22 protein-coding genes are annotated in these 24,825 nt (G+C 72.1%); 16 read left to right on the forward strand and 6 right to left on the reverse strand.

What is annotated here, in order from left to right; all coding sequences use genetic code 11:
* Window positions 1–30 precede the first annotated feature (30 nt).
* Window positions 31–1,044: a COX15/CtaA family protein gene (locus PUR56_RS10270; RefSeq protein ID WP_329948635.1), complete on the reverse strand. Its 1,014-nt coding sequence runs from the start codon at window positions 1,042–1,044 to the stop codon at window positions 31–33.
* A gap of 267 nt (window positions 1,045–1,311) precedes the next feature.
* Here PUR56_RS10270 and PUR56_RS10275 point away from each other — a divergent pair, with 267 nt between their 5' ends.
* The 5 genes from PUR56_RS10275 (at window position 1,312) to PUR56_RS10295 (ending at window position 6,903) form a co-directional block, all read left to right on the forward strand.
* Window positions 1,312–2,736: a choice-of-anchor A family protein gene (locus PUR56_RS10275; protein ID WP_329948636.1), complete on the forward strand. Its 1,425-nt coding sequence runs from the start codon at window positions 1,312–1,314 to the stop codon at window positions 2,734–2,736.
* A gap of 302 nt (window positions 2,737–3,038) precedes the next feature.
* Window positions 3,039–3,788 (forward strand): LAETG motif-containing sortase-dependent surface protein, encoded by a 750-nt coding sequence (locus PUR56_RS10280; RefSeq protein ID WP_329948637.1) that lies wholly within the window; start codon window positions 3,039–3,041, stop codon window positions 3,786–3,788.
* 284 nt (window positions 3,789–4,072) lie between these two features.
* A complete protein-coding gene (locus tag PUR56_RS10285) occupies window positions 4,073–4,507 on the forward strand; it encodes a WXG100 family type VII secretion target (protein ID WP_329948638.1) in 435 nt (144 codons plus the stop codon).
* A 3-nt stretch (window positions 4,508–4,510) separates the two neighbouring features.
* The gene (locus PUR56_RS10290) at window positions 4,511–6,211 is read left to right on the forward strand and encodes an alpha/beta hydrolase (RefSeq protein WP_329948639.1); all 1,701 of its coding nucleotides are present in this window, start codon (window positions 4,511–4,513) and stop codon (window positions 6,209–6,211) included.
* A gap of 158 nt (window positions 6,212–6,369) precedes the next feature.
* Complete coding sequence (locus PUR56_RS10295) at window positions 6,370–6,903, forward strand: hypothetical protein (protein ID WP_329948640.1); 534 nt, start codon at window positions 6,370–6,372, stop codon at window positions 6,901–6,903.
* 36 nt (window positions 6,904–6,939) lie between these two features.
* Here PUR56_RS10295 and PUR56_RS10300 read toward each other — a convergent pair whose 3' ends face one another.
* Both PUR56_RS10300 and PUR56_RS10305 read right to left on the reverse strand, forming a co-directional pair.
* On the reverse strand, window positions 6,940–7,659 hold the full coding sequence (locus tag PUR56_RS10300) for an ABC transporter permease (RefSeq protein ID WP_329876444.1): 720 nt from the start codon (window positions 7,657–7,659) through the stop codon (window positions 6,940–6,942).
* A 41-nt stretch (window positions 7,660–7,700) separates the two neighbouring features.
* Entirely contained in the window at window positions 7,701–8,627 is a 927-nt protein-coding gene (locus PUR56_RS10305; protein ID WP_329948641.1) for an ABC transporter ATP-binding protein, read from the reverse strand.
* A gap of 323 nt (window positions 8,628–8,950) precedes the next feature.
* Between PUR56_RS10305 and PUR56_RS10310 the strand changes: the two genes are divergently transcribed.
* From PUR56_RS10310 to PUR56_RS10345, 8 genes are read left to right on the forward strand one after another with little or no spacing between them, the layout of a single operon-like run.
* Entirely contained in the window at window positions 8,951–9,796 is an 846-nt protein-coding gene (locus tag PUR56_RS10310) for a helix-turn-helix transcriptional regulator (RefSeq protein WP_329948642.1), read from the forward strand.
* Between the two features lie 9 nt (window positions 9,797–9,805).
* On the forward strand, window positions 9,806–11,221 hold the full coding sequence (gene sufB, locus PUR56_RS10315) for a Fe-S cluster assembly protein SufB (RefSeq protein WP_329876337.1): 1,416 nt from the start codon (window positions 9,806–9,808) through the stop codon (window positions 11,219–11,221).
* A 58-nt stretch (window positions 11,222–11,279) separates the two neighbouring features.
* Window positions 11,280–12,512, forward strand: a complete 1,233-nt coding sequence (gene sufD, locus PUR56_RS10320) for a Fe-S cluster assembly protein SufD (protein WP_329948643.1) — start codon at window positions 11,280–11,282, stop codon at window positions 12,510–12,512.
* 4 nt (window positions 12,513–12,516) lie between these two features.
* Window positions 12,517–12,834, forward strand: a complete 318-nt coding sequence (locus tag PUR56_RS10325; protein WP_329948644.1) for a bifunctional 3-phenylpropionate/cinnamic acid dioxygenase ferredoxin subunit — start codon at window positions 12,517–12,519, stop codon at window positions 12,832–12,834.
* 6 nt (window positions 12,835–12,840) lie between these two features.
* A complete protein-coding gene (sufC, locus tag PUR56_RS10330; protein ID WP_329948645.1) occupies window positions 12,841–13,605 on the forward strand; it encodes a Fe-S cluster assembly ATPase SufC in 765 nt (254 codons plus the stop codon).
* 23 nt (window positions 13,606–13,628) lie between these two features.
* A complete protein-coding gene (locus PUR56_RS10335; protein WP_329948692.1) occupies window positions 13,629–14,876 on the forward strand; it encodes a cysteine desulfurase in 1,248 nt (415 codons plus the stop codon).
* A gap of 19 nt (window positions 14,877–14,895) precedes the next feature.
* Entirely contained in the window at window positions 14,896–15,348 is a 453-nt protein-coding gene (sufU, locus tag PUR56_RS10340) for a Fe-S cluster assembly sulfur transfer protein SufU (RefSeq protein ID WP_329876329.1), read from the forward strand.
* Between the two features lie 22 nt (window positions 15,349–15,370).
* Window positions 15,371–15,757 carry a metal-sulfur cluster assembly factor gene (locus PUR56_RS10345; protein ID WP_329876327.1) on the forward strand — a complete coding sequence of 129 codons (387 nt, stop codon included), beginning with the start codon at window positions 15,371–15,373 and terminating at the stop codon, window positions 15,755–15,757.
* A gap of 146 nt (window positions 15,758–15,903) precedes the next feature.
* Here PUR56_RS10345 and PUR56_RS10350 read toward each other — a convergent pair whose 3' ends face one another.
* A complete protein-coding gene (locus PUR56_RS10350) occupies window positions 15,904–17,235 on the reverse strand; it encodes an MFS transporter (RefSeq protein ID WP_329948646.1) in 1,332 nt (443 codons plus the stop codon).
* 322 nt (window positions 17,236–17,557) lie between these two features.
* Here PUR56_RS10350 and PUR56_RS10355 point away from each other — a divergent pair, with 322 nt between their 5' ends.
* A complete protein-coding gene (locus tag PUR56_RS10355; RefSeq protein WP_329948647.1) occupies window positions 17,558–19,234 on the forward strand; it encodes a hypothetical protein in 1,677 nt (558 codons plus the stop codon).
* An 81-nt stretch (window positions 19,235–19,315) separates the two neighbouring features.
* Here PUR56_RS10355 and PUR56_RS10360 read toward each other — a convergent pair whose 3' ends face one another.
* Window positions 19,316–19,759: a VOC family protein gene (locus PUR56_RS10360; RefSeq protein WP_329948648.1), complete on the reverse strand. Its 444-nt coding sequence runs from the start codon at window positions 19,757–19,759 to the stop codon at window positions 19,316–19,318.
* 182 nt (window positions 19,760–19,941) lie between these two features.
* Here PUR56_RS10360 and PUR56_RS10365 point away from each other — a divergent pair, with 182 nt between their 5' ends.
* Together PUR56_RS10365 and PUR56_RS10370 are read left to right on the forward strand one after the other, a co-directional pair.
* A complete protein-coding gene (locus tag PUR56_RS10365; protein ID WP_329948649.1) occupies window positions 19,942–21,273 on the forward strand; it encodes a hypothetical protein in 1,332 nt (443 codons plus the stop codon).
* A gap of 214 nt (window positions 21,274–21,487) precedes the next feature.
* Window positions 21,488–22,969, forward strand: a complete 1,482-nt coding sequence (locus PUR56_RS10370; RefSeq protein WP_329876317.1) for an alkaline phosphatase PhoX — start codon at window positions 21,488–21,490, stop codon at window positions 22,967–22,969.
* Between the two features lie 109 nt (window positions 22,970–23,078).
* Here the strand turns inward: PUR56_RS10370 and PUR56_RS10375 are convergent, their stop codons facing one another.
* A complete protein-coding gene (locus tag PUR56_RS10375) occupies window positions 23,079–24,680 on the reverse strand; it encodes a PucR family transcriptional regulator (RefSeq protein WP_329948650.1) in 1,602 nt (533 codons plus the stop codon).
* Between the last annotated feature and the right edge of the window lie 145 nt (window positions 24,681–24,825).

Raw genomic sequence — 24,825 nt, forward strand, 5'->3', positions numbered from 1 at the left:
CCGGGGCCCTTCGCGCGTTCCCGGGGCGGGTCAGACCGAGGTGGTCTGCGGGGCCCGGGAGGTGCCGGTGTCGGTGGCCGACGCGGGGACCGCGCCCGCGGGGGTGTCCTCGTCCTCGCGGAGGCGGAGGGCCAGGGGGATGCGCAGGGCGGCGATCCAGGTCAGGGTGGCGCCCAGCATGTGGAGGCCGACCAGCACCTCCGGGACGTCGGTGAAGTACTGGACGAAGCCCAGTACGCCCTGGAGCAGCAGGATGACGAGCAGTTCGCGGGCCCGGGCCCGGGCGGCCGGCGGGGCCTTCACCGCGGCGAACACGAACAGCACCGCGACCGCGAGGCCGAGCGAGACGAACGCCAGGTCGGCGTGCACCTGGGCGAGGCGGTCGTAGTCGATCGGGATGCGCGGGACGAACTTGTTGTCCTTGGGCGTCCCCGGGTGGTGGCCGGCGCCGGTGACCAGCGTTCCGGCGGCCACCAGCAGTCCGATCACGCCGACCAGGACGTAGGAGAGCCGCTTGATGGGCTCGGCCACCAGCGGGCGGGCCGGGCCGTCGCCCTCCTTGGACCGCTCCCACATCTGCAGGGCGACCCAGACCAGGGCCATCGCGGCGATCAGGTGCAGCGCCACGGTGTACGGGTTGAGGCCGGTCAGCACGGTGATGCCGCCGAGCACGGCGTTGCTCATCACCAGCCAGAACTGGGCCCAGCCGAGCTTGCTGAGGCCGTGCCGCCAGGGCCGGTGGCAGCGGGCGGCCAGGATGGCCCAGCCGACCGCGGCGCTCAGGACGTAGGTGAGCATCCGGTTGGCGAACTCGATGACGCCGTGCAGGCCCATCTCGGGTGTGGGCGTCAGGCTCTCGTCGGTGCAGCGCGGCCAGGTGGTACAGCCGAGGCCGGAGGCGGTGAGGCGGACGGCGCCGCCGGTCACGACGATCACCACGCTCATCACCAGCGCGACGAGCGCGGCACGCCGGACCATGGCGGCGGAGGGCTTCCAGCGCTCGGCGAGCAGGGAGAAGGGGGTGGTCTTCAGCACGGCGTCCATGCTATGCGCCCTTACAGGCGATCTTCGGGCGGGGCAGGGGCCGACGGGGGAGTGGCGTCGCGCGGTGACGTGGTGAGCGGCAGGTTGATCTTCCCGCCTTGCCGCTACGGCAAACCCGCAGTCCGAACGGGAGGAGCAAAACGGACTGTTCGGGCAACCCGGTCATTGGTCTTGACCAATCACTCGTTTGGCCGAAAGAGTGCGGTTTGGTCCATACCTTTTTCGGGACCCCTCCCACACCCCCGCACGTAAGCGGAGATCCTGCACATGCGCATACCCGTACCCGCCGCTGCGCTCGCGCTCGGTGGATCCCTTGTCCTGGCCGGCCTCATCGCCCCGGCTGCCGCCCACGCCGCCGAGCCCGGCCAGCAGTGCCGGAACCTCGGAGTCGCCAACCTCTACGGGGAGTTCGTCGAGGGCGACGACACCCACACGCCGGACGCCGAGGGTGCGGTGGCGGTCGGCGGAAACGCCGACTTCACCGGCGGCTTCTCGGTCGGCCAGGAACTGACCGCGGACCAGGTGAAGGCGCTCCCCGGCGGCAACGCCCTGGTCGTCGCCGGTCGAGTGACCGGGCACAACACCCAGGTGATGAAGGGCAACGGCATCTACGGCTCCAAGGCCGAGGGCGCCGTCATCGACGCACACCAGGGCAAGATCAGCCAGGGTGCCTCGCCGATCGACTTCAAGGCCGAGTTCACCAAGCTGCGCGCCGCCTCCGTCCAGCTGGCCGCCGTGCCGCAGACCGCCGCCGCCAAGGTCGAGGCCCAGGGCCCGAAGCTCTACCTGACCAGCGGCGACGCCGCGTACAACAGCTTCACCGTCAGCGCGGCCACCCTCCAGGGCGCCACCGACATCTACCTGAAGGTGCCGGCGGGTTCGGTCACCGTGGTCAACGTGACCGGCGACTCGTACGACATGTCCGCCGCGAAGACCACCGGCTTCAACCTCTGGGACGAGGGCAAGAAGACCTACCTCCTGGACGACAAGCTGCAGAGCGCGCACGGCGGCGCGGTCCGCGCCAAGCTGCTCTGGAACTTCCCGACCGCGACCAAGGTGATCAAGAACGGCGCGGCCGCCTGGGCCGGCACCGTGCTGGCGCCGAACGCCGCGTTCTCCCTGAACACCCCGGGCGTCGGGGGCGCCAAGCCCACCGGTGGCGGCCCCGTCAACGGCTCGGTGATCGTCGCCTCGCTGACCGGCACCGCCGGCGCCGAGACGCACCACTTCCCGTTCACCGGCTGCCTGCCGGTGGTGACGCCGCCCACCACGCCGCCGACCACCCCGCCGCCGGTGGTGCCGACCGGTACGCCGTCCGCCACCACCACGCCGAGCACGCCGGGCTCCACCGGCACGCCGAGCGCTTCGGGCACGCCGTCGGCCACCCCGGGCACGCCGGGCGCCTCGGTGACCCCGGGCACCTCCGCGAGCCCGTCGGCGTCCGTCCCGGGCAGTGCCAGGCCGAGCGCGAGCGGTTCGGCCGGCCCGTCGGCCTCCGCCTCGGGTCCGGCAGCGGTGCCGGCCGCCTCGGCCTCCGCGAGCCCGTCGGCCGAGGCCAGCACCGGGGGCGGTCTCGCCCACACCGGTTCCGGCCCGGTCGTGCCGCTGGCGATCGGCGGCGCGGTCGTCATCGCCGCGGGTGGCGCGCTGGTGCTGGTCGCCCGTCGACGCAAGGCTGCCAACCAGGGCTGACCCTTTCGGTTCCGACCGATGCGGCACCCCCGGCGATCGATTCGGATCGCCGGGGGTCGCTGTTTTTCAGCCACTCTGACGGAGTTCATTCGAGTTTCGCCGAACCGCCGTCCTGCGAGGTCGCGGGTGTGATGGGCTGGTTCTTGCACATCCGAGGCCGGACGGACAGGCGAAATCCGGTCGTGCGGTGGGGTGTAGAGGGACACGGGGGTGCCGGTAGAGTCCCCCGGACAGCCGTAGCGGGCCACCGCTGATCCACTCGATTCGCCTGCTGCAGAAGACCGTCCGGAGGGGACAACGAAATGGCGCGACAGCGGCGGCAGATAGGCATCAGTAGCGCGGCACTCGCGGGGGCGGCGGTCACCGCAGTCCTGCTGCCCGTGGCCCTGGCCACCGGCGCCTCGGCACACACGCCGGCCTGGAAGGTCACCTGCGACAAGATCGTGATCGACCTGGTCAACTACAGCGACAAGGCCGGCGTGAAGAACGCCGTCAGCCTCACCGTCGACGGTGAGAAGGTGCTGGACCAGAAGGAGTTCGGCAAGGAGTTCCACCAGACGTTCCCGGTGAAGGCGCACAACGCGCCGATCAGCGCCACCTTCGTGGTGACCACCACCGAGGACCCGAAGAACAACGACTGGAACAAGACGGAGACGAAGACGATCGAGGTCTGCGCGACGCCTACGCCTACGCCGACGCCGACGCCGACGCCGACTCCCACGCCCACCCCGACTCCCACCCCGACGCCGACTCCTACGCCGACGCCGACCCCCACCCCGACTCCCACGCCTACGCCGACTCCCACGCCGACTCCCAGCCGGACGGCGACCCCCACCCCCACGCGGACACCCACCCCGACTCCCACCCCGACGCCGACCCGCACGCCCACCCCGGTCCCGACGGCCACCTCGACGCCGGTCGCCCCGGTGCTGGCCTCCACCGGTAGCAGCGACGCGACCCCGGTGATCGCGGCCGCAGGCGGCGGTGTCGTGGTCCTCGGCGGCGCCCTCGTCCTCCTCGCCCGTCGCCGCCGCAGCAGCGACGAGAGCTGACGCCCACCGCTCGGTTCCGGCCGGCGCCGGCCCCTCGACTCGTCCGAGTCGAGGGGCCGGCGCCGTCGTGGGCCCGGGCCGGTGGAGGTGCCGTCCGCACAGGAAGTCGGACGGGCCGACCTCCTGTGCGGGCAGCGCGGCCGTGCGGCGTCGCGAAGTGCGGCGCGGAGGAGGAACGGCCGGACACCGAGGGGCAATTGAGTACGAGTACTCATTCACGCCACCGGGCCGGGTCCGGCAGACTTCCGGCATCACGACGCTGAGACGACGCACAGGGGGGAACCGTGCCGAATCCCGATCTCGCTTCCGAGTTCAAGGTCAATCCGGCGGCGTTGGCCGGCTGCGGGCAGAGCGCCCAGCACATAGCGGGTCAGGTGCCGGGAGAGACGTCGAGGATCGTCGCACCGAGCGACAGGGCCGCCGCGACGCTCCAGGGCTGGCTCACGGCAACCGCGATACGCACCTGCGGCACGAACTGGAGGACGCTGCTGGACAAGCTCTCCGGTGACATGTCGGACGTCGGCTCCAAGCTCGTCAAGACGGCGGCCCACTACCAGCAGGGGGAGCAGAGCGTCTACGCGCACCTCCGCGGTGCGGCGGGCCCCGCGCAGGGCGGCGCCACACCGACGCCGGGGGCCGATCCGTTCGGGACGGTCCTGGCGGGCGAGAGCCCCGCCACCGCCACGGCGCGTGCCGCCGCAGAGCGGAAGTCCCGGTAGCCGATGGACATCGCCGGCCTCTACAACGCCAACCTCAACAACATCACCACCGCGAAGAGCGCCTTCGACGCCCTGGCCACGGCCTTCGGACAGCACGTGGAAGCCTGGCAGCACGAGGTCGCCGACCGGCTGGGCGCCTCGCACTGGACCGGACCCACCTCCGCCGTGGCCCAGGGCCGCGTCAAGGACCTGGGCGGTCAACTCCGGGCCGCCCGCCAGGAACTCACGTTCGTCAGCAAGGCCCTGGCCAACGCCGTCGAACAGTTCGCGCTGGCCCAGTCCCATCTGATCAGCGCCCTCGACGACGCCAGGAACGCGAAGCTCGACGTGGCGCCCGACGGGCGCATCACGTGGGACAACGAGCCCGCCTCGCCGGGCTTCGCGGGCTCGGGCGCGGAGACGACCGCGGTCGCCATCAGCAACCGGATCACCGCCGCACTCAACGAGGCGGCCCACGCCGACCAGGAGATCAGTGCGAGGCTCAACCACCTGGCGACCAACGCGAGCAACGGCACGGGACTGAACGCCGCCACCGTGGCGCAGGACCTGGCTGCCGAGACCGCCCGCGAGCAGATACCCGCCGCGGGCACCGACCCGAACAGCGTCAAGCAGTGGTGGAGCGGCCTCACCCCGGCTCAGCAGCAGAGGTTCGTCCACGACCACCCCGACCGGATCGGCAACCTCGACGGCATCCCGGCCGTCGCGCGTGACGGGGCCAACCGCCTCACCCTCCAGCAGGCGAAGCTGGACCTCCAGGCCCATCTCGACCACCTGGGCCCCGAACCGCCCGCGAAGGTCGCGGGCATGAACGGCGCCGTCTCGAACCCGGCGCGCGACGAGTGGGAGCGGAGGAAGGCCCTCCTCCAGGAGCAGGTCATCGGTGTGAACGCCATCGAGAAGCGGCTGATGACCAAGGTCGACGACAAGCATCCGCCCACCTATCTGCTCGGCTTCGACACCAAGGGCAACGGCCACGCCATCGTCGCGGTCAACAACCCCGACACCGCCGACAACGTCTCGACGTACGTCCCCGGCACCGGGGCCCGGCTCGGCAGCATCGACAGCGACATCGAGCGGTCGGACCGGATGGTCGCCTCGGCCAACACCGCCAATGTCAAGGCAGGTCTCCCCAGGACGACCTCGTCGATCACCTGGGTCGGCTACGACGCGCCGCAGTCCATCACGCCGGAGGCGATGAACGACAGCTACGCCAGGAACGCCGGGAACAGCCTGCACAGCTTCGAAGCGGGACTCCGCGCCACGCATGACGGAGAACCGTCGAACAACACGATCCTCGCCCACAGCTACGGAACCACGACCGTCGGATACACCTTGCGTGACAAGGGCCTGCCGGTCGACAACGTCGTGCTGATCGCCAGCCCCGGAGCCGGCGTGGAGCACGCCCGTGATCTTGGTGTCGATCCGTCCCGCGTCTTCGCGGCACAAGGTGACGCCGACGGTATTTCGATGGCCCCGCCCATGAACGCGAACGGTCTGGCGAGTAACTTCGGCAACAACCTCGGGGACTACTACGGGGTGCTCCAGAACCCCGATCATCACCTGATCCACGGGCGGGACCCCATCCTTCCCGGATTCGGCGCGCAGGTAATCCCGACTGACCCGGGAACCGGCCACTCCGACTACTGGAATCCCGGCTCGGTCTCGCTCCAGGCCATGGGCGAGATCATCGCCGGGAGGAAATGACGAGAATCACCGAGCGAACCTTCGCAGTGCCGTCAAGGCGCTGTGGTGAGCGGCGATCGAGTCCGCGATCGCGCTCACGGCGCCGAAATGCCGGTGTCTGGAACGACATCACTCGCTTTCCCCCGCCACGGGGATGTCTTTGTTGGGAAGTGGAAGCCATGGGAGCTGTCGTACGTGCATCCACGGACTCGGCGCGGCCCGGCCGGACGGCCGCCGTAGCCGCCTTGGCCGTGGTGGTGCTCGCCTTGAGTTCCTGCGGAGCGGAGACCATCCCCGAACGAAGGAGGTCCACGGTCACCCTGGAGCAGGCCAAGGCTCAGGTCGACACCTATCTCGCGGAAATTCTGGCGAGACTGACGGTCAAACCCACGGCAAGTCCAGCCGATTTCCTCGACTCGCACTGCGATGCCAATGACGTGGGTCCGCACGGCAGGATGCAGACCTCTCGCGGGTATGATTTCGGCGACGTTCCGTTGGCGAGCAAAACGGAAGCCGCCGCTGCCTTTCGCACGTTCTTGATGGGGAAGGGATTCGAGCCGGATCCGAGTGCTACTGCCGACTGGGTGAAGCTGAAGAACCCCAAGGACAAGTTCCTGGCGATCCTCGACGGAGTTTCAGGCGAAAGCCACAACCTGTCGCTGGAGGTCAGCACGCCCTGCGTCTGGCCGAAGGGGACGCCGCCGCCGTCCTGACGCTCGGGGGTGGTGTGTGCCCGGGAGTCGTAGGGGTCACTCCCAGCGGAAGAAGCGGGCGGCGGCGGTCAGGGCGAGCACCGACCAGCCGGCGAGGATGCCGAGGTCCGACCAGGGCACGCCCGCGCCGGTCTGGAGGACGGACCGCAGGCCGTCGGAGAGGGCGGCGATCGGGAGCAGCTCCAGGACGGACTGCACGGCCGCCGGGAACTTCGACAGCGGCACGATCACTCCGCCCGCGAGCAGCAGCAGGATGAACACCAGGTTGGCCGCCGCCAGCGTCGCCTCCGCCTTCAGCGTCCCGGCCATCAGCAGGCCGAGTCCGGAGAAGGCCGCGGTGCCGAGGACCAGGAGGGCGGCCACGGTGAGGGGGTTGCCCTGCGGGGACCAGCCGAGTGCGAGCGCGATCACCGTCAGCAGCGCCACCTGGAGCGCCTCGGTGACCAGGACGCAGCCGGTCTTGGCGGTGAGCAGCGCCCAGCGCGGCAGCGGGCTGGCGCCGAGCCGCTTCAGCACGCCGTACCGGCGCTCGAACCCGGTGGCGATGGCCTGCCCGGTGAACGCGGTGGACATCACGGCCAGCGCGAGCAGGCCGGGTGCCAGGAAGTCGACGCGCTTGCCGGGGCCCTCGACGGCGACGATGTCGACCGCCGAGAAGAGGACCAGCAGCACCGTGGGGATGATCACGGTGAGCAGCAGCTGCTCGCCGTTGCGTAGCAGCATCTTCGTCTCGAACGCCGTCTGGGCGAGCAGCATCCGGCCGACGGGGGCGGCACCGGGCCGGGGGGAGTACGTGGTCACGAGCGGAGGTCCCGTCCGGTCAGGTCGAGGAAGACGTCTTCGAGGCTGCGGCGCTGTACGGCGAGCCGCTCGGGCAGGATGCCGCAGGCCGCGCACCAGCCGGTGACGGTGGCCAGGAGCTGCGGGTCGACGGGCGCCTCGATGCGGTAGCTGCCGGGCGTCGTCTCGGCGGCGGTGGAGCCGTCGGGCAGTTCCTTGAGCAGGGTGGCGAGGTCGAGTCCGGGCGGGCCGTCGAAGCTCAGGCCGCCTTCGGCGCCGTCGCGGCGCAGTTCCTCCGGGGTGCCTTCGGCGATCACCCTGCCGCGGTCGACGATCGCGACCCGGTCGGCGAGTTGTTCGGCCTCGTCCATGTGGTGGGTGGTGACCACGACGGTGACGCCGTCCCGGCGCAGGTCGCGGACGAGGTCCCAGGTGGCGCGGCGGGCCTGCGGGTCGAGGCCGGCGGTGGGCTCGTCCAGGAAGACCAGCTCGGGGCGGCCGACCACGGCCATGGCGAGGGCGAGCCGCTGCTGCTGTCCGCCGGAGAGCCGGCGGTAGGTGGTGCGGCCGCAGGAGCCGAGGCCGAGCCGTTCGACCAGCGCGTCGACGTCCAGGGGGTGTGCGTGCAGCTTGGCGGTGTGCCGGAGCATTTCGACGGCGCGTGCGCCCGCGTACACGCCGCCGGACTGCAGCATCACTCCGATCCGGGGGCGCAGCGCCGCGCCCTGGGTGACCGGGTCGAGGCCGAGGACGCGGACGGTGCCGGCGTCGGGGCGGCGGTAGCCCTCGCAGGTCTCGATGGTGGTGGTCTTGCCGGCGCCGTTGGGGCCGAGGACGGCGGTGACGGCGCCGCGCGCGAGGGTGAGGTCGAGACCGTCCACCGCGGTCTTCTCGCCGTAGCGCTTGACCAGCCCGGTGATCTGGACCGCGGGATCGGAATGCATACCGGCGAGTCTAAGAGGACCGAACGCGGCGGCCGTACGGGAGCCCGCACGCGAGCCCCGGCGGAGCGCGCGCGGGAGCGCGGCTCGAAGCGGGCCGGGGTCGGTGGACGGGGCGAGAAGGGCATGGCGGAGGATTGGATTCCGCTTGGGCGGACCCCTCGGCCCGGGCCCGGAGCCGTCCCGGTGACCGGCGAAGCGGAACCCCCGGTGATCGTTTCCGCAGGTCAGGTAAGGCTTACCTGCGTGACAGATGCCACGGATGAGGTCTGGGTCACGGCTTGTCCTGCCGGAAGGAATTACGCAACACTGGTGTTGTGAAAAACATGCGCGAGCACCCCGTACAGCCGGAGGCCGAGTCGGCCCCCGGCTGCGCCGTGCCCGCGACGGCGGCCGAGGTGCTCCTGGACGGCCACCGGGCCACCCGGGACCGGGTCGCCCGGTCGATCCTCGACCACGGTCCCTCCTCCGCCACCGATCTGGCGAACCGGCTCGGTCTGACCACCGCCGCCGTCCGCCGTCACCTGGACGGGCTCACCGCCGCCGGCCTCGTCGACGCCCGCGAACAGCGGGTGTACGGCAGCCGTGGCCGGGGCCGTCCCGCCAAGGTCTTCGCCCTCACCGACGGCGGCCGGGACGCCTTCTACCAGGCGTACGACCAGCTCGCCGCCGACGCCCTGCACTGGATCTCCGACGCCGTCGGCGGCGGAGCGGTGGGCGAGGAGGCGGTCGCCGCCTTCGCCCGCGCCCGGTTCGGGCGGCAGGCCGAGAAGTACCTGGAGACCGTCCGGTCCGCCAAGGTCGAGGAGCGCACCGAGGCCCTCGCCCAGGCGCTGAGCGCCGACGGGTACGCTGCCACGGTGCGGCGGGTTCCGTCCGCTGCGGCGCAGGCCCCGGCGGGCGCCCAGCTCTGCCAGCACCACTGCCCGGTCGCGCACATCGCCGAGCAGTTCCCGCAGCTCTGCGAGGCGGAGACCGAGGTCTTCTCCCAACTGCTGGGCACCCATGTGCAACGACTGGCCACCATCGCCCACGGCGACGGGGTCTGCACCACCTATGTGCCGGCACCCGGTGCCGCATCGTCGCCCGCCCTGCGCACTGCCGCCGGTCGGGGTACCGATGCCGCGCCGACTGCCGGTACGTCCACCGATGATTCAGCGTCCGCGCGTTAGGAAGCTCGCATGACTGACACCGTTTCGCACCCGGAGCTCGAAGGCCTGGGCACCTACGAGTACGGCTGGGCCGACCCGGACACCGCGGGTGCCGAGGCCAAGCGCGGGCTCAGCGAGGAGGTCGTCCGCGACATCTCCGCGAAGAAGAACGAGTCCGAGTGGATGCTGAACCTGCGGCTCAAGGGCCTCAAGCTGTTCGGCAAGAAGCCCATGCCGACCTGGGGCTCCGACCTGACCGGCATCGACTTCGACAACATCAAGTACTTCGTCCGCTCCACCGAGAAGCAGGCCGCGTCCTGGGAGGACCTGCCCGCCGACATCAAGGCGACGTACGACCGGCTCGGCATCCCGGAGGCGGAGAAGCAGCGCCTGGTCGCCGGTGTCGCCGCGCAGTACGAGTCCGAGGTCGTCTACCACCAGATCCGCGAGGACCTGGAGGAGCAGGGCGTCATCTTCCTCGACACCGACACGGCGCTGCGCGAGCACCCGGAGGTCTTCAAGGAGTACTTCGGCACCGTCATCCCGGCCGGCGACAACAAGTTCGCCGCGCTGAACACGGCGGTCTGGTCGGGCGGCTCCTTCATCTACGTGCCGAAGGGTGTCCACGTCGACATCCCGCTCCAGGCCTACTTCCGGATCAACACCGAGAACATGGGCCAGTTCGAGCGGACGCTGATCATCGTCGACGAGGACGCCTACGTCCACTACGTCGAGGGCTGCACCGCCCCGATCTACTCCTCCGACTCGCTGCACTCCGCGGTCGTGGAGATCATCGTCAAGAAGGGCGGCCGCTGCCGCTACACGACCATCCAGAACTGGTCGAACAACGTCTACAACCTGGTCACCAAGCGCGCCGTGGCGTACGAGGGCGCGACCATGGAGTGGGTCGACGGCAACATCGGCTCCAAGGTCACCATGAAGTACCCGGCCGTCTACCTGATGGGCGAGCACGCCAAGGGCGAGACCCTGTCGATCGCCTTCGCGGGCGAGGGCCAGCACCAGGACGCCGGCGCCAAGATGGTCCACATGGCGCCGAACACCTCCTCCAACATCGTCTCCAAGTCGGTGGCGCGAGGCGGCGGCCGCACCTCCTACCGCGGTCTGATCGAGATCGGCGAGGGCTCCAAGGGCGCCAAGTCCAACGTGCTCTGCGACGCGCTGCTGGTCGACACCATCTCCCGCTCGGACACCTACCCCTACGTCGACGTCCGCGAGGACGACGTCTCCATGGGCCACGAGGCGACCGTCTCCAAGGTCAGCGAGGACCAGCTCTTCTACCTGATGAGCCGCGGCATGACCGAGTTCGAGGCCATGGCGATGATCGTCCGCGGCTTCGTCGAGCCGATCGCGCGCGAGCTGCCGATGGAGTACGCGCTGGAGCTGAACCGGCTGATCGAGCTGCAGATGGAGGGCTCCGTCGGCTGATCCGCCGGCCGCCCCGCCGTCCATCGACACTTTGAGGAAGAGAGCACAACGAACAGCCATGGCTGACGTCAACACCCCCACCGGCTCCACCACCGCCGGTTCGATCGAGGTCGGTACGGCCGGCGCGGGCGCGCAGCTCGCCGGCCCCGGCACCGGCCGCGCCACCGTCCAGCAGCCGATCGACGCCCGCGTCACGGTCGAGCCGTCCTTCGACGTGGCGGACTTCCCGGTGCCGACCGGCCGCGAGGAGGACTGGCGGTTCACCCCGCTGCACCGCCTCGCCGGCCTGCACGACGGCACCGCCGCCGAGGGCGCCCAGGGCGAGGACAAGGTCGAACTGAGCCTGCCGGACGGCGTCACCGCCGAGACGGTCGGCCGCGACGACGCCCGCCTCGGCAAGGCCGGCAAGCCGGTCGACCGGGTCGCCGCGCAGGCGTTCAGCGCCTTCCAGCAGGCGCTCGTCGTCACCGTCCCCAAGGAGACGGTGCTCACCGAGCCGGTCAAGATCGACGTGCACGGCGAGGGCGGCAGCCGCTTCGCCCACGTCGTGATCGACGTCAAGTCGTTCGCCGAGGCCGTCGTGGTGATCAACCACACCGGCACCGGCACCCGCGCCGCCAACGTCGAGCTGCTGCTCGGCGACGGCGCCAAGCTCACCTTCGTCTCCGTCCAGGACTGGGACCGCGACGCGGTCCACGTCGCGCAGCAGACCGCGCTGGTCGGCCGCGACGCGTCGCTGAAGTCCGTCGTCGTCACCTTCGGCGGCGACGTGGTCCGGATCCACCCGCGCGTCTCCTACGCCGCGCCCGGCGGCGAGGCCGAGCTGTTCGGCCTCTACTTCGCCGACGCCGGCCAGCACCTGGAGCACCGTCTGGTCATCGACCACGACACCCCGCACTGCCGCTCCAACGTGGTCTACAAGGGCGCGCTGCAGGGCAAGGACGCGCACGCCGTCTGGGTCGGCGACGTGGTGATCCGCGCCGCCGCCGAGGGCACCGACACCTACGAGCTCAACCGCAACCTGGTGCTCACCGACGGTGCCCGGGTCGACTCGATCCCCAACCTGGAGATCGAGACCGGCGAGATCGTCGGCGCCGGCCACGCCTCCGCCACCGGCCGCTTCGACGACGAGCAGCTCTTCTACCTGCAGGCCCGCGGCATCCCGGCCGACGAGGCCCGCCGCCTGGTGGTGCGCGGCTTCTTCGCCGAACTGGTCCAGCAGATCGGCGTCGCCGACATCCAGGACCAGCTGATGGAGAAGATCGAGGCCGAGCTGGAATCGGCGGTCTGACCCGATGAGCTTCCTTCGCGCCTGCGCGCTGAGCGAGCTGGCTGAGGACGAGCCCAAGCGCGTCGACCTCAACGGCGTCCCGGTCGCCGTCGTCCGCACCGACGAGGGGGTGTTCGCGATCAACGACGTCTGCTCGCACGCGAACGTCGCGCTCTCCGAGGGCGAGGTCGAGGACTGCATGATCGAATGCTGGCTGCACGGTTCCAGCTTCGACCTGCGCACCGGCAAGCCCTCCGGGCTGCCCGCCACCAAGCCGGTCGCTGTCTACCCCGTAAAGATCGAAGGGGACGATGTGCTCGTCTCCGTCAACCAGGAGTCCTGAGTACCCATGGCAACGCTTGAAATCCGCGACCTGCACGTCTCCGTCGAGACCGAGAACGGTCCCCGCGAGATCCTCAAGGGCGTCGACCTGACCGTGAAGCAGGGCGAGACCCACGCCATCATGGGTCCGAACGGCTCCGGCAAGTCCACCCTCGCCTACTCCCTCGCGGGCCACCCGAAGTACACCGTCACCAGCGGCTCCGTGCTGCTCGACGGCGAGGACGTCCTGGAGATGTCCGTCGACGAGCGCGCCCGGGCCGGCGTCTTCCTGGCCATGCAGTACCCGGTCGAGGTCCCCGGCGTCTCGGTCTCCAACTTCCTGCGCACCGCCGCCACCGCCGTCCGCGGCGAGGCCCCCAAGCTGCGCCTCTGGGTGAAGGAGGTCAAGGAGGCGATGGCCGGCCTCCAGATGGACCCGGCCTTCGCCGAGCGCAACGTCAACGAGGGCTTCTCCGGCGGCGAGAAGAAGCGCCACGAGATCCTCCAGCTGGAGCTCCTCAAGCCGAAGATCGCGATCCTCGACGAGACCGACTCCGGCCTCGACGTCGACGCGCTGCGGGTCGTCTCCGAGGGCATCAACCGGGTCCGCTCGACCGGCGAGGTCGGCACCCTGCTGGTCACCCACTACACCCGCATCCTGCGGTACATCAAGCCCGACTACGTCCACGTCTTCTCGGCCGGCCGCATCGTCGAGTCCGGCGGTGCCGAGCTGGCCGACAAGCTGGAGGCGGAGGGCTACGAGTCCTACGTGAAGGGCGGCGCTTCCGAGTGACCCATACGCACGAGTCGAGGGTCCTGTCGGGCCTGCTCGACACCGACGCGATCCGCAAGGACTTCCCCGTCCTGCAGCGCCTGCTGCACGACGGCAAGCCGCTGGTCTACCTCGACAACGCCGCCACCTCGCAGAAGCCCCGCCAGGTGCTCGACGCGCTGAACACCTACTACGAGCGGCACAACGCCAACGTCCACCGCGGCGTGCACGTGCTCGCCGAGGAGGCCACGGCGCTGTACGAGGGCTCCCGTGACAAGGTCGCGGCGTTCATCAACGCGCCGAGCCGCAACGAGGTGATATTCACCAAGAACGCCTCCGAGTCGCTCAACCTGGTCGCCAACATGCTGGCCTGGGCGGAGGAGCCCTACCGGGTCGACGCGGACTCCGAGATCGTCATCACGGAGATGGAGCACCACTCCAACATCGTCCCGTGGCAGCTGCTCGCGCAGCGCAGCGGCGCGAAGCTGAAGTGGTTCGGGCTGACCGACGAGGGCCGGCTCGACCTGTCGAACATCGACGAGCTGATCACCGAGCGGACCAAGGTCGTCTCCGTGACCCTGGTCTCCAACCTGCTCGGCACGGTCAACCCGGTCGAGGCCATCGTCCGCAAGGCCCAGTCGGTCGGTGCGCTGGTCGTCATCGACGCCTCGCAGGCCGCGCCGCACATGGTGCTGGACGTGCAGGCGCTGGAGGCCGACTTCGTCGCCTTCACCGGCCACAAGATGCTCGGCCCGACCGGCATCGGCGTGCTCTGGGGCCGCCAGGAGCTGCTGGAGGACCTCCCGCCGTTCCTCGGTGGCGGCGAGATGATCGAGACCGTCACCATGGGCTCGTCCACCTACGCCCCGGCGCCGCACAAGTTCGAGGCCGGCACCCCGCCGATCGCCCAGGCGGTCGGGCTCGGCGCGGCCGTCGACTACCTGTCGAACATCGGCATGGAGCGGATCGCCGCCCACGAGCACGCGATCACCGAGTACGCGGTCGAGCGGCTGCTGGAGGTCCCGGACCTGCGGATCATCGGCCCGCGCACGGCCGTCGACCGCGGCGCCGCGATCTCGTTCACGCTGGGCGACATCCACCCGCACGACGTGGGCCAGGTGCTCGACGAGCAGGGCATCGCGGTGCGCGTCGGCCACCACTGCGCGCGGCCGGTCTGCCTGCGGTACGGAATTCCGGCGACCACGCGGGCGTCGTTCTACCTGTACTCGACGCCGGGCGAGGTCGATGCCCTGATCGACGGCCTCCACCACGTCCGGAACTTCTTCGGCTGACGGGACGGGGCACGCGAACATGAAGCTCGACTCGATGTACCAGGACATCATCCTGGACCACTACCGCAACCCCCACGGCAAGGGGCTGCGCGACGGTGACGCCGAGGTGCACCACGTCAACCCCACCTGCGGGGACGAGATCACCCTGCGGGTGCGGCTCGACGGCGGCACGGTCGCCGACGTCTCGTACGAGTCCCAGGGCTGCTCGATCAGCCAGGCCAGCGCCTCGGTGCTGAACGACCTGGTGGTGGGCAAGACCGTCGGCGAGGCGCAGGCGGTCCAGGAGGCCTTCCTGGCGCTGATGCAGAGCAAGGGCCAGGGCGAGGGCGACGAGGAGGTGCTGGAGGACGCGGTCGCGTTCGCCGGCGTCTCCAAGTACCCGGCCCGGGTGAAGTGCGCGCTGCTCAGCTGGATGGCCTGGAAGGACGCCACCGCCAAGGCCCTGGCCGAGCACCCCGCCGTCAACGACTGAAGCAGAAGAGGAGGACAGACACATGAGTGACACCGAGACGCCGACCCCTTCCGCTTCCGCCGAAGAGGGTCCGACCGTCATCGTCGGCACCACCGCCGGAACCGTCTCCGTCGAGGACCTGACCGAGGCCCTGATGGACGTCGTCGACCCGGAACTGGGCATCGACGTCGTCAACCTGGGCCTGATCTACGGCATCCACATCGACGAGTCCGACGTGGCCACCATCGACATGACGCTCACCTCGGCGGCCTGCCCGCTGACCGACGTCATCGAGGACCAGGCCAGGACCGCCACCGACGGCCTCGTCCAGGACCTGCGCATCAACTGGGTCTGGATGCCGCCGTGGGGTCCCGACAAGATCACCGACGACGGCCGCGACCAGCTCCGCGCCCTCGGCTTCAACGTCTGACGGTCGGATCTTCCGCCGATCCACTGCCGCGCGAACCTCCCCTTCGGGGGAGTGTTCGCGCGGCAGTGGTGCGTCTGCCGGCGGACGCGGCCGAACGCCGCTGCCCGGGACGGATCCTCCGTCCCGGGCAGCGGCGTTTCCCGCGGTCAGGCGTGCCTGGGCCGGCGGGCGACGGCGACGGCCAGGGCGGCGCAGAGGGCTGCGGCGAGGAGGACGAAGCCGCTGGTGGCGGGGAGGAGGCCGTAGGCCTGGACGAGGGCGCCGACGGCGACGATGGGGAGGGACGAGCCGAGGTACACGATCACCCAGAGGGAGGAGAGTTCGGAGCCCCGGCGCTCCGGGTTCATCGCGGCGACGGCGCCGGTGAAGAGCGAGCGGAACGCGATCCCCTGGCAGGCGCCGCCGAGGACGCTGCCGATGAACAGCAGGGCCGGGGTGCCGGTGTACTGGGCGGTGACGACCAGGCCGAGGCCGGTGGCCAGGCCGGTCATGCCGAGGGCGATGACCAGGCGGTCGGCGGTCGGCGGGACGAGCAGCTGGGCGGCGGCCGAGGAGCCGAGCAGCAGGGCCGCGACGACGGCGCCGGTCAGGCGGGAGTCGGTGTGCAGCAGCTTGGCGGAGAAGGCCGGGGCCAGGCTGAGGTAGACGCCGAAGACCGCGTAGGAGATGAAGCCGGCCGAGGAGGCCAGCAGGAACTCGCGGCGGCCGGTGATCGGCAGGGCCAGGCGCTGCGGACGCAGGTGGGCCGGGGTCGTGATGCGGGGCGGGGAGGCCGGCGGGCGGTTGCGGCCGGGCATCCGGGGGTGGACCAGCGCGAGCGGCACGCAGAGCGCCAGCAGGGCGATCGCGTGCAGCAGGAACGGGGTCAGCAGCGGGTCGGAGCCGCCGGCCAGCAGGGCGCCGACCACCGGGCCGAGCGCCACACCGCCCGCGGAACAGGCGAGGGTGAGCTTGGCGGCCAGGGTGGGGTGGTCGGGCAGCAGGTCCCCGAGGGCGGCCCCGGCGGCGCCGGTGGACAGGCCCACCGCGACGCCCTGGACGGCGCGGCCGGCGGCGAGCTGCCAGAAGCTGCCGGAGGTGGCGAAGACGACGTCCCCGGCGGCGGCCAGGGCCACGGCGGGCAGGATCAGCGCCCGCCGGCCGAGGTGGTCCGACCAGTGGCCGACCGCGGCCAGCACCGGGACCAGCGCGAACACGTAGATCGTGAACAGGACGGTGGTGTCCAGCGCGGTCAGGGACAGCCGCTGTTGGAGCAGCGGGTAGATCGGGGTGGCCAGGTTGGCGCCGATCAGCATGAAGAGGAGGGCGGCGGCGACGAGGCCGACGCGGACACCGCGCAGCGCGTTCCAGCGGCTGATCGCGGCGAGCCGGAGCTGGGCGCGGGGCGCGAGCTCCAGGGGAAGCAGGGCCTCCGACAGTCGGCGTCCGTCGAGCTGCGCGGTGCGCAGGCCGGAGCCGGCGGGGGAGAGGTCCGCCATGGCAGGGGTCTCCTGTGGCCGGGCACCACCGGGGTCGGCGGGGTATGCCGGCGCGCCCGTCCTGGGCGCTGTGGTGGTGGCCTCGGTGCGGGGCTCCCTGGTGGAGCGGGTGAGCTGAAGTGGGCTTCGTTGCCCGTGGGCCCGCGCGGGGTGTGCGCGGTACCGATTCGAAGGATAAGGGGTAGGCGCGCGCTCGCGGCGCGCGCCCCTTGAGGCCGGGCATCGGGCGTGCGCGGCCTATACGCTGAGGTGATGGACCGGTGCGCGCGGGTGATGCCGCGGGGCCGGCGGATTGACCTCGGGGTAGGGAGAACGCGCAACGATGGCCGCACGACGTCGTAAGAACGCCGGGACCTCGGAGGCGGGCACGCCGGGCGAGGGTGCGGTGCTGCCCGCCGACCTGGAGCTGCAGGATCTGTACGGGGCGTTCGCCGCACACGGGTTGGACGACGACGACCTGGACGACTCGGCCGTGCTGGTGCCGCCGGTGACGCTGCCGCCCGAGGCCGAGCTGGCCGCGCAGGCGAAGGCCGTCCCGATGTTCGGGTGGGCCCTGGAGCTGGCCCGCTGGACGGCCCCGCACCGCACCGTGGACGAGTTCGGCGACCTCACCGACCCGGACCGGGAGCCGGCCGCCCGGCTGCTCGGCCTCGCGCCGGAGGAGGGCGAGGTGTCGGAGGAGGCCGTGGTCGAGGCGATGCGCGCCTGGTCGCTGGCCTGTGACCTGGATCTGATCGAGATCGGTACCACGGCGGCCGGCGAGCACGTCGCCGTTCCCGGGCCGGACCTGGAACCGGCCGAGGAGGGGGACCCGGAGACCGTTCTGGAGCTGTGGCTGACCGCCGCCGGGATCGTCCGTGAGCTGGCCGTCGAGGCCGACTCGATGCCCGAGCCGGGTCACGAGGGGCACGGCGGTCACGCGGGCGGGGAGGGCGGGGAGGACGCCGAGGGCTCGGAGACCTCGGCGGACGAGGACGAGGACGACGAGGGCCGGCTCAGCGAGGTCGAGGAGGCCCGCGACGAGGCCGCCGAGCTGCTCGACGAGGCGCTCCAGGTGCTGTACGAGACCACGGCCTTCGCCGAGCCGGGCGGCGAGACCGTGCCGCTCGGCGTGCTGGCCGCGCTCCTGGTGGTGCCGGAGGGCGAGGAACCGAGCGAGGAACTGCTCGGTGACATCACCGACGTGATGGTCGCCCTGGACCCGATGCTCGCGGACCTGGCCGAGCTGGGCCTGCTGGACTACCGGCCGATCGACCCGGACCTCTTCGACGAGGAGGAGGGCGAGGCCGCGGCGCCGGAGGCCGACACGGAGGAGCCGCTGGACGAGGCGGAGTCCGCCCGCTTCGGGCTGGTCCGCCTCACGCCGCTGGGCCAGTACGGCATCCGGCAGTGGCTGCTGGAGGACGGCTACGACGCGCCGCTGGTCGGCGACCTGGCCGGGGGCGACGCCGCCGCGCTGCTCAGCGGGATCAGCGAGGCCGCCAACGTGCTGCCCGAGGAGGAACTGCGGGTCTGGATCACCGACCGGGACCCGGTGGAGGCGGCGCGCGAGCTGCTCGCCGCGGCGCGCGGCCACGACGCGTACGCCCCGATGCGCCGGATGCTCTGCCACTCGGCGCTGACCATGCTCGGCGGGCCCGCCGAGCCGGCCGTCCGGGAGGTGCTGGACGACCCGGAGCTCGGCGGCGGGGCGCGGACCTGGCTGGTCTCGCTCGGCGCGGCCGACGTGCCCGCGCCCGAGCGGGCGATGGCGCTGTGGACGGTGGTCGACGCGTTCGCGGCCCAGCTGCTCGACTCCGGCGGCGACCCGGAGCAGCTGCGCGAGCTGATCACGGACCTGCCGGTGACCGGCAATCCGGCGAGCTACTTCGGCGAGCTGTGGCGGGTCGACCACCCGTACACGGCGGACGTGCTGGAGGCGGTCGGCGAGCTGCACCTGGACCGGACGGTCGCCAAGGAGGCCCGCAAGGCGGCGTTCAAGGCGCGGTCGAAGGGCTGAGCCGCCCGGGGCCGCCCGGGTGGCGGGTGGCCCGGCTGCGGGGGCGGCGGGGCGCCCGCCCCGCCCGATCGGTCGCCGGCCTCACGGCAGGTCCAGCGAGCCGCCTTCGGCGATCGGGAAGAACGGGTTGTGGGCCAGCTCCCAGAGGTGGCCGTCCGGATCCTCGAAGTAGCACGAGTAGCCGCCCCAGCTGGTCGGCGCCGGCGGCTTGACCACCGTCGCGCCGGCCGCCGCCGCCCGCTCCAGCGCGGCGTCCACCTGGGCGGGCGACTCCAGGTGCACCGCGAGGGTGACGCCCCGGAACGAGGGCTCGCCGCCGGCCGGCACACCCGCGTCGGCGGCCAGCTCGTCGTGCGGGAAGAGGCCGAGCACCGAGTCGGCGGTGCGGAACCAGACGATCTCCGGGCTGGAGACGGAGGAGCGGCGCCAGCCCAGTGCCTCGTAGAAACGGGCACTCTCGTCGAGGTCGGTGACCCCGAGGGTGACGATGCTGATCCGGGCCGGGAATTCCGTGGTTGCTGTCATGCCGGCCAGCGTACGAAGGGGGACCGACAGCCGGGCGCCCGGACACGGCCGCCGGCCGCCGGTTCCGTTTGCCGGGCCGATCGGCCCGCTGCGGCAAAGGGCCTGATGACCCGGCAGGTCGGGCCACGTATCGTTGCCCGCAGTCGACGGGGCACGGCGAGGACCAGGAGGTGCGGCGCGGGATGACGCGGGCGAGCGGCAGCGGGCGGGACGGCCGGCACAGGGACGGCGCGGGGACGGTGGACCGGTTCGACCGGCCGGACGGATGCCGCGGTGACGACCTGGAGGAGTGCCTGGCGGCCCAGGAGGAGTTCGCCCGCCGCACCCTCGCCTCGGCCTCCTTCCCGGTGTACGGCGCCGCGCCCCTGCTCGGGCCGGGCGGGGCCGTGCTGGTCGCGTTCGAGGCCGGTGGCGCCGCCTCCGGCGGTGCCGGGACCGAGGCGTCCGGTGCGCGGTCCGGCGGTACGGGGACGGCCGGCGCGGGATTCGGCGGCGTCCGTACCGTCGCCGGGCCGGGCTGGATCGAGGTCGGCTCCGGCGACTGGAGCTCCCCCGAAGGCCCGTTCATCACCGTGCGCACCCACCGGCCCGGCGTCGAGCGCCTCGGGCCGCTGCCCGAGCTGGACGACGTGGTCGAGGACGAGCGCGACCGCGTCTACGAACAGCTCGGGGTGGACGAGGGCGACGGCCCCGGCCGGGTCCGGGCGCTGCGCGAGTGGATCACCGTGGACGGCGAGCCGCGCGCGGTCGAGGTGCACGAGGACCGGCGCGGGCTCTGGTCCGGTGCGGCGCTGCCCGGCTGCTGCCCGATCAGCGGGGCCGAACCCGTGTGGGCCGGCCGCCTCCGGCTGGACGGGCTGACCGTCACCGTCTGCGGCCGCGGGGTGCCGCCCGGCGGCGTCGAGCTGGCCCGGATCGGTGACCAGGAGCGGTACCTGCGGGGCCGGACCGCGATGCTGCGCGACCTGGCCGTCCGGCGGGGCCGTCAGGTACCCCTGGGCGAGCGCGAACTCGCCCTGGCCACCGGCCTGGAGGCGCACCGGGCGGTGATCGCCCAGGGCATCAGCGAGGCCGCCGCGGTCGAGGCGCGGGTCCGGGCCGGACGGGCGCCCAGGCCGTCCCGCGGAGCCCGCGCGGAGGCGGGCGCGCTGCGCTGGGAGACGGCCGTGCGGCAGCAGATGCGGCTCGCCTCGGAGACCCGGGAGGAGGCGCTGGCCGCGGTGGCGTCGATGGTCGAGCAGCTCAACCGGCTCTCCCAGCTGACCCACTGGGTGGTGGGGACGCCGGAGGGGGACGCCGCGGTCGAGGAGGTGATCCGGTACACGGTCTTCGCCAGCGAGGTGGCGAGCCTGCCGGCGCAGCGGGCCTGGGAACAGGTCCGGCGCGGCCGGGCCGGCCGGGGGCCGCAGGACCGGGTTCCGGAGGGGCTCGGGGAGGGCGAGGAGCACCGTCTCTGCGAACAGCTCTGGCTGGCCTCCTGGGAGCAGTGGCGGGTGGCCCGGAACGGTCGCTGAGCCCCCGTTCGCCCGCTCGACCTGCGGTTCGTCGGGGAAGGGCGGATCATGAGTTCGAATACGGTCGGCAAATGACCACCCTGACGAGGCATCTGCTTAACCGTGCGTTCACCGAACGGGCGGAGTCTCTGGGCGTCGACGTCCAGCCTCGACACCTCGCACGCCATGCACCGGGGACCGTCCCGGTCGGCGCCACCCCTCAGGAGTGACTGCCATGTCGCTGTCCCGCCGGGACTTCGTCAACCGTTCCACCGTCGTCGGGGCCGGTGTTCTGATCGCCGGCAGCGCCGAGGCGCTGGCCAGCGCGCCGGGCGCGATCGCCGCCCCGGTCGGCGGCGAGGCGCCGGCCGCCGCCGTCGCCGAGGCCGAGCGGGTGGCCGTCGGCTACGGCCCGCTGGTCCAGGACCCGGAGGGCCTGCTCGCGCTGCCCAAGGGCTTCAAGTACAAGGTCGTCAACCGGACCGGCGTCACCAAGCTGCGCACCGGCGAGTTCACCCCGAGCAACCACGACGGCACCGCGGCGTTCGAGGACGAGCGCGGCGGCAACCTGCTGGTCGTCAACCACGAGCTGTCCGGCGGCCGTGCCAACTGGCCGAACCCGGTCCCGCTGATCGAGGGCCACGTCTACGACCCGGGCGCGGCCGGCGGCTGCACCATCGTGCACGCCAAGGCCAACGGCAAGGTCGAGCAGTGGGTCGGCATCGCCGGTACCTCCACCAACTGCGCCGGTGGCGTCAGCCCGTGGGGCACCTGGCTGTCCGGCGAGGAGACCGAGGACAAGGCCGGCAAGAACGGCCTGACCAAGGACCACGGCTACATCTTCGAGGTCGACCCGTTCGACGACGACTACAACCGCGACCCGCAGCCGGTGAAGGCCTTCGGCCGGTTCGCCCACGAGGCCGTCGTCGTCGACCCGAAGCGCGCCCACGTCTACCTGACCGAGGACGCCTCGAACCCGAACGGCCTGCTGTTCCGCTGGACCCCGCCGGCCGGCTTCAAGCACGGCCGCTACCAGCTGCGCAAGCTGGCCGCCGACGCCGGTCTGCTGGAGGCCTTCAAGGTCTTCGACGCCCAGGGCAAGTTCGTCGACGACCTCTCCCGCGCCACCACGGTCGGCACCACCTACGGCGTGGACTGGGTCAAGGTCGAGGACCGCGACGCCCGCACCGTCTCGATCCGCAAGCAGTTCAAGGACGGCGAGGTCACCCGCGCCCGCAAGCTGGAGGGCATGTGGTGGGGTGACGGCGGCTTCTACTTCGTCTCCAGCTTCGCCCGCTCCGAGAGCCCGGTGCAGCACGACGGCCAGGTCTGGTTCTACAACCCGGTCCGCCGCACCATCACCCTGAAGGTGCTGCTGGGCGTCAACACCGACGTCTTCGGCGACCACGACAACTACGACGGCCCGGACAACATCACCGTCTCGCCGTACGGCGGCATCGTGATCGCCGAGGACGGCGAGGGCGTGTCCCACCTGTTCGGCGCCACCGAGGACGGGCTGACCTACCCGATCGCCCGCAACGACCTGAACATCGGCACCGCCACCAAGCCCGAGTTCAGCGAGTTCACCGGCGTGACCTTCTCGGACGACGGCAAGACCCTCTTCGCCAACATCCAGGTCCCCGGCATCCAGCTGGCCATCACCGGCCCGTGGCACCGGCTGAACGAGCACAAGCGCGGCCAGGGCTACGGCGCCTGAACCGACCGCAGGTGAGTGACGGGGGCCCGCTTCGGCGGGCCCCCGTCGCGTCCCCCGACGGGTGCGTCCCCCGGGGGCCCGGACCAGGGCCGGGCGTGGAGCGGGCGGGCTACGGCTCGGCCGGGAGCCGGAGCTGGAGCATGGCCAGCAGGCGTTGCTGCGGCTGGGCCAGGTCGATGCCGGTCAGCTGTTCGGCCCGGCGGACCCGGTAGCGCAGCGTGTTGGGGTGGATGTGCAGGGCGTCCGCCGCGACCCTGACCTCGCCCAGCGCGTCCAGCCAGGCCAGCACCGACTCGCCGAGCCGGGTGCCGTGCCGGCGGTCGTACGCGGTGAGCGCGGTCAGCCGCGGGTCGCGCAGGCCGCCGCGCTCCTGGAGCAGCGCCAGCACCTCGCTGACCAGTACCTCCGCCTGCACGTCGATCAGCGCCGCGACCTCCAGGTCCACCCCGCCGCGGCCCATCGCGTCCAGGATCCGGTCCGCCTGCGCCCGGGAGTCGGGCACCTGGGCGAGGCCCTCCACGGTCGACCCGATCGCCGCCCGCAGCGGGACGCCCAGGTGGTCCCGGGCCGCCTCGACCACCTCCTGCGCCCAGTCCCGCACCGTCGCCATCGGCAGGTTGGCCGGCAGCTCCGGCAGCAGCACGTACACCCGGGACTCGATCGGCGCGAGCAGCGCGGTCCGGTGCCGGGCCGCCGTGTGCACCGAGATCAGGCCGGTCACCTCGGCCCGGGTCAGCTCCTCGGTGGAGCCCGCGCTGTACGCCAGCACGGTCGCCGGGCGGCGCAGGTCCAGCCCCAGGTGGGTGGCGAGCGACTGCGCGCCGGTGGAGCCCTCCAGCAGGCCGGTGAGCAGCGTCCGGGTCAGCCGGACGTCCGCGGACAGCTCCCGGCGTCGGCGCACCAGCTGGGCCGCCGCCACCCGCGCCGCGCCGACCAGGGCCTGCTCGGCCAGCGGCGCGAGCGGCTGGGCCCCCTCCTGCACCCAGATGGTGCCGAGCGGCTGCGCGCCGGCCCGGATGCCGATCGCCAGCCGGCGGCGCAGGCCCAGCTCCGGGTGCGGGTCGACCGCGATCGCCGTGTCCGAGGTGCGCAGGTGCTGGAAGACGCCCCACTCGCGGAGTTTCGACAGATACGGTTCGGGGCCCTGCCAGCCGAGGATGGAGAGCCGGCGCAGGTCGTCGACCTCGTCCGAGTCGGAGGAGCGCGAGTAGGCGAGCACCCGGCTGGAGGTGTCCTCGATCGAGACGATGCCACTGGTGAGGACGGCGACCGTCTGGGCGAGCGAGAAGAGGTCGCCGGCGTTGTGCTCGGCGGTGCCCGGCGAGTCCGGGGTGTCCGGCCCGGCGATGATCGCGCGGGCGAGCGAGTCGAGGTGCTCCCAGCGGGTCTCCCGGCGGACCGAGAGCAGGGCCACGCCCGCCTCGGTGGCCGCCTCGCGCAGCGCGTCGGCCTGCCCGGGCGCGTCCAGTTTGACGGCCACCGCGGCGGCGCCGGCCCGTCCGGCCGCACGCAGCGCCGGGAGGGCGGCCCGGCCCCGGGCGCCGATGGCGAGCACCAGCTCGCCGGTGGCGGCGGTGGGCGGGTCCTCCGGGTCGAGGATCGCCACGTCGCGGACGGCGACGTCCAGTCCGTGCGGGGCGGCCTGGAGCTCGACCAGCGGCTCGCCGAGCGACATCAGCAACTGGCGGAGCGGGATGCCCGGGCTGGTCATCGGTCCGCCTCCTTCGGGCACCGGCCGGCCCCGTCCGGGGACCGGTCCGCCTTCCTTCCGCCGCCTCGCCGTTGCGGCGGTCCGCGCGTCGATCGGCGCGTAGATCGGCGCGATCGGCCGGCTGTTCATCCAGTTGGACAACGCC

The sequence above is a fragment of the Streptomyces sp. BE303 genome (assembly GCF_036290945.1).
Taxonomy (GTDB): domain Bacteria; phylum Actinomycetota; class Actinomycetes; order Streptomycetales; family Streptomycetaceae; genus Kitasatospora.

What these genes read in the sequence shown, in the direction of transcription:
- sufD (WP_329948643.1), top strand. Translation starts at nt 11,280, where the DNA reads ATGGCTGACGTCAACACCCCCACCGGCTCCACCACCGCCGGTTCGATC.
- PUR56_RS10345 (WP_329876327.1), top strand. Translation starts at nt 15,371, where the DNA reads ATGAGTGACACCGAGACGCCGACCCCTTCCGCTTCCGCCGAAGAGGGT.
- PUR56_RS10305 (WP_329948641.1), bottom strand. Translation starts at nt 8,627, where the DNA reads ATGCATTCCGATCCCGCGGTCCAGATCACCGGGCTGGTCAAGCGCTAC.
- PUR56_RS10280 (WP_329948637.1), top strand. Translation starts at nt 3,039, where the DNA reads ATGGCGCGACAGCGGCGGCAGATAGGCATCAGTAGCGCGGCACTCGCG.
- PUR56_RS10310 (WP_329948642.1), top strand. Translation starts at nt 8,951, where the DNA reads ATGCGCGAGCACCCCGTACAGCCGGAGGCCGAGTCGGCCCCCGGCTGC.
- sufC (WP_329948645.1), top strand. Translation starts at nt 12,841, where the DNA reads ATGGCAACGCTTGAAATCCGCGACCTGCACGTCTCCGTCGAGACCGAG.
- PUR56_RS10350 (WP_329948646.1), bottom strand. Translation starts at nt 17,235, where the DNA reads ATGGCGGACCTCTCCCCCGCCGGCTCCGGCCTGCGCACCGCGCAGCTC.
- PUR56_RS10370 (WP_329876317.1), top strand. Translation starts at nt 21,488, where the DNA reads ATGTCGCTGTCCCGCCGGGACTTCGTCAACCGTTCCACCGTCGTCGGG.
- PUR56_RS10375 (WP_329948650.1), bottom strand. Translation starts at nt 24,680, where the DNA reads ATGACCAGCCCGGGCATCCCGCTCCGCCAGTTGCTGATGTCGCTCGGC.
- sufU (WP_329876329.1), top strand. Translation starts at nt 14,896, where the DNA reads ATGAAGCTCGACTCGATGTACCAGGACATCATCCTGGACCACTACCGC.
- sufB (WP_329876337.1), top strand. Translation starts at nt 9,806, where the DNA reads ATGACTGACACCGTTTCGCACCCGGAGCTCGAAGGCCTGGGCACCTAC.
- PUR56_RS10325 (WP_329948644.1), top strand. Translation starts at nt 12,517, where the DNA reads ATGAGCTTCCTTCGCGCCTGCGCGCTGAGCGAGCTGGCTGAGGACGAG.
- PUR56_RS10365 (WP_329948649.1), top strand. Translation starts at nt 19,942, where the DNA reads ATGACGCGGGCGAGCGGCAGCGGGCGGGACGGCCGGCACAGGGACGGC.
- PUR56_RS10275 (WP_329948636.1), top strand. Translation starts at nt 1,312, where the DNA reads ATGCGCATACCCGTACCCGCCGCTGCGCTCGCGCTCGGTGGATCCCTT.
- PUR56_RS10290 (WP_329948639.1), top strand. Translation starts at nt 4,511, where the DNA reads ATGGACATCGCCGGCCTCTACAACGCCAACCTCAACAACATCACCACC.
- PUR56_RS10300 (WP_329876444.1), bottom strand. Translation starts at nt 7,659, where the DNA reads ATGCTGCTCGCCCAGACGGCGTTCGAGACGAAGATGCTGCTACGCAAC.
- PUR56_RS10355 (WP_329948647.1), top strand. Translation starts at nt 17,558, where the DNA reads ATGGCCGCACGACGTCGTAAGAACGCCGGGACCTCGGAGGCGGGCACG.
- PUR56_RS10270 (WP_329948635.1), bottom strand. Translation starts at nt 1,044, where the DNA reads ATGGACGCCGTGCTGAAGACCACCCCCTTCTCCCTGCTCGCCGAGCGC.
- PUR56_RS10295 (WP_329948640.1), top strand. Translation starts at nt 6,370, where the DNA reads ATGGGAGCTGTCGTACGTGCATCCACGGACTCGGCGCGGCCCGGCCGG.
- PUR56_RS10360 (WP_329948648.1), bottom strand. Translation starts at nt 19,759, where the DNA reads ATGACAGCAACCACGGAATTCCCGGCCCGGATCAGCATCGTCACCCTC.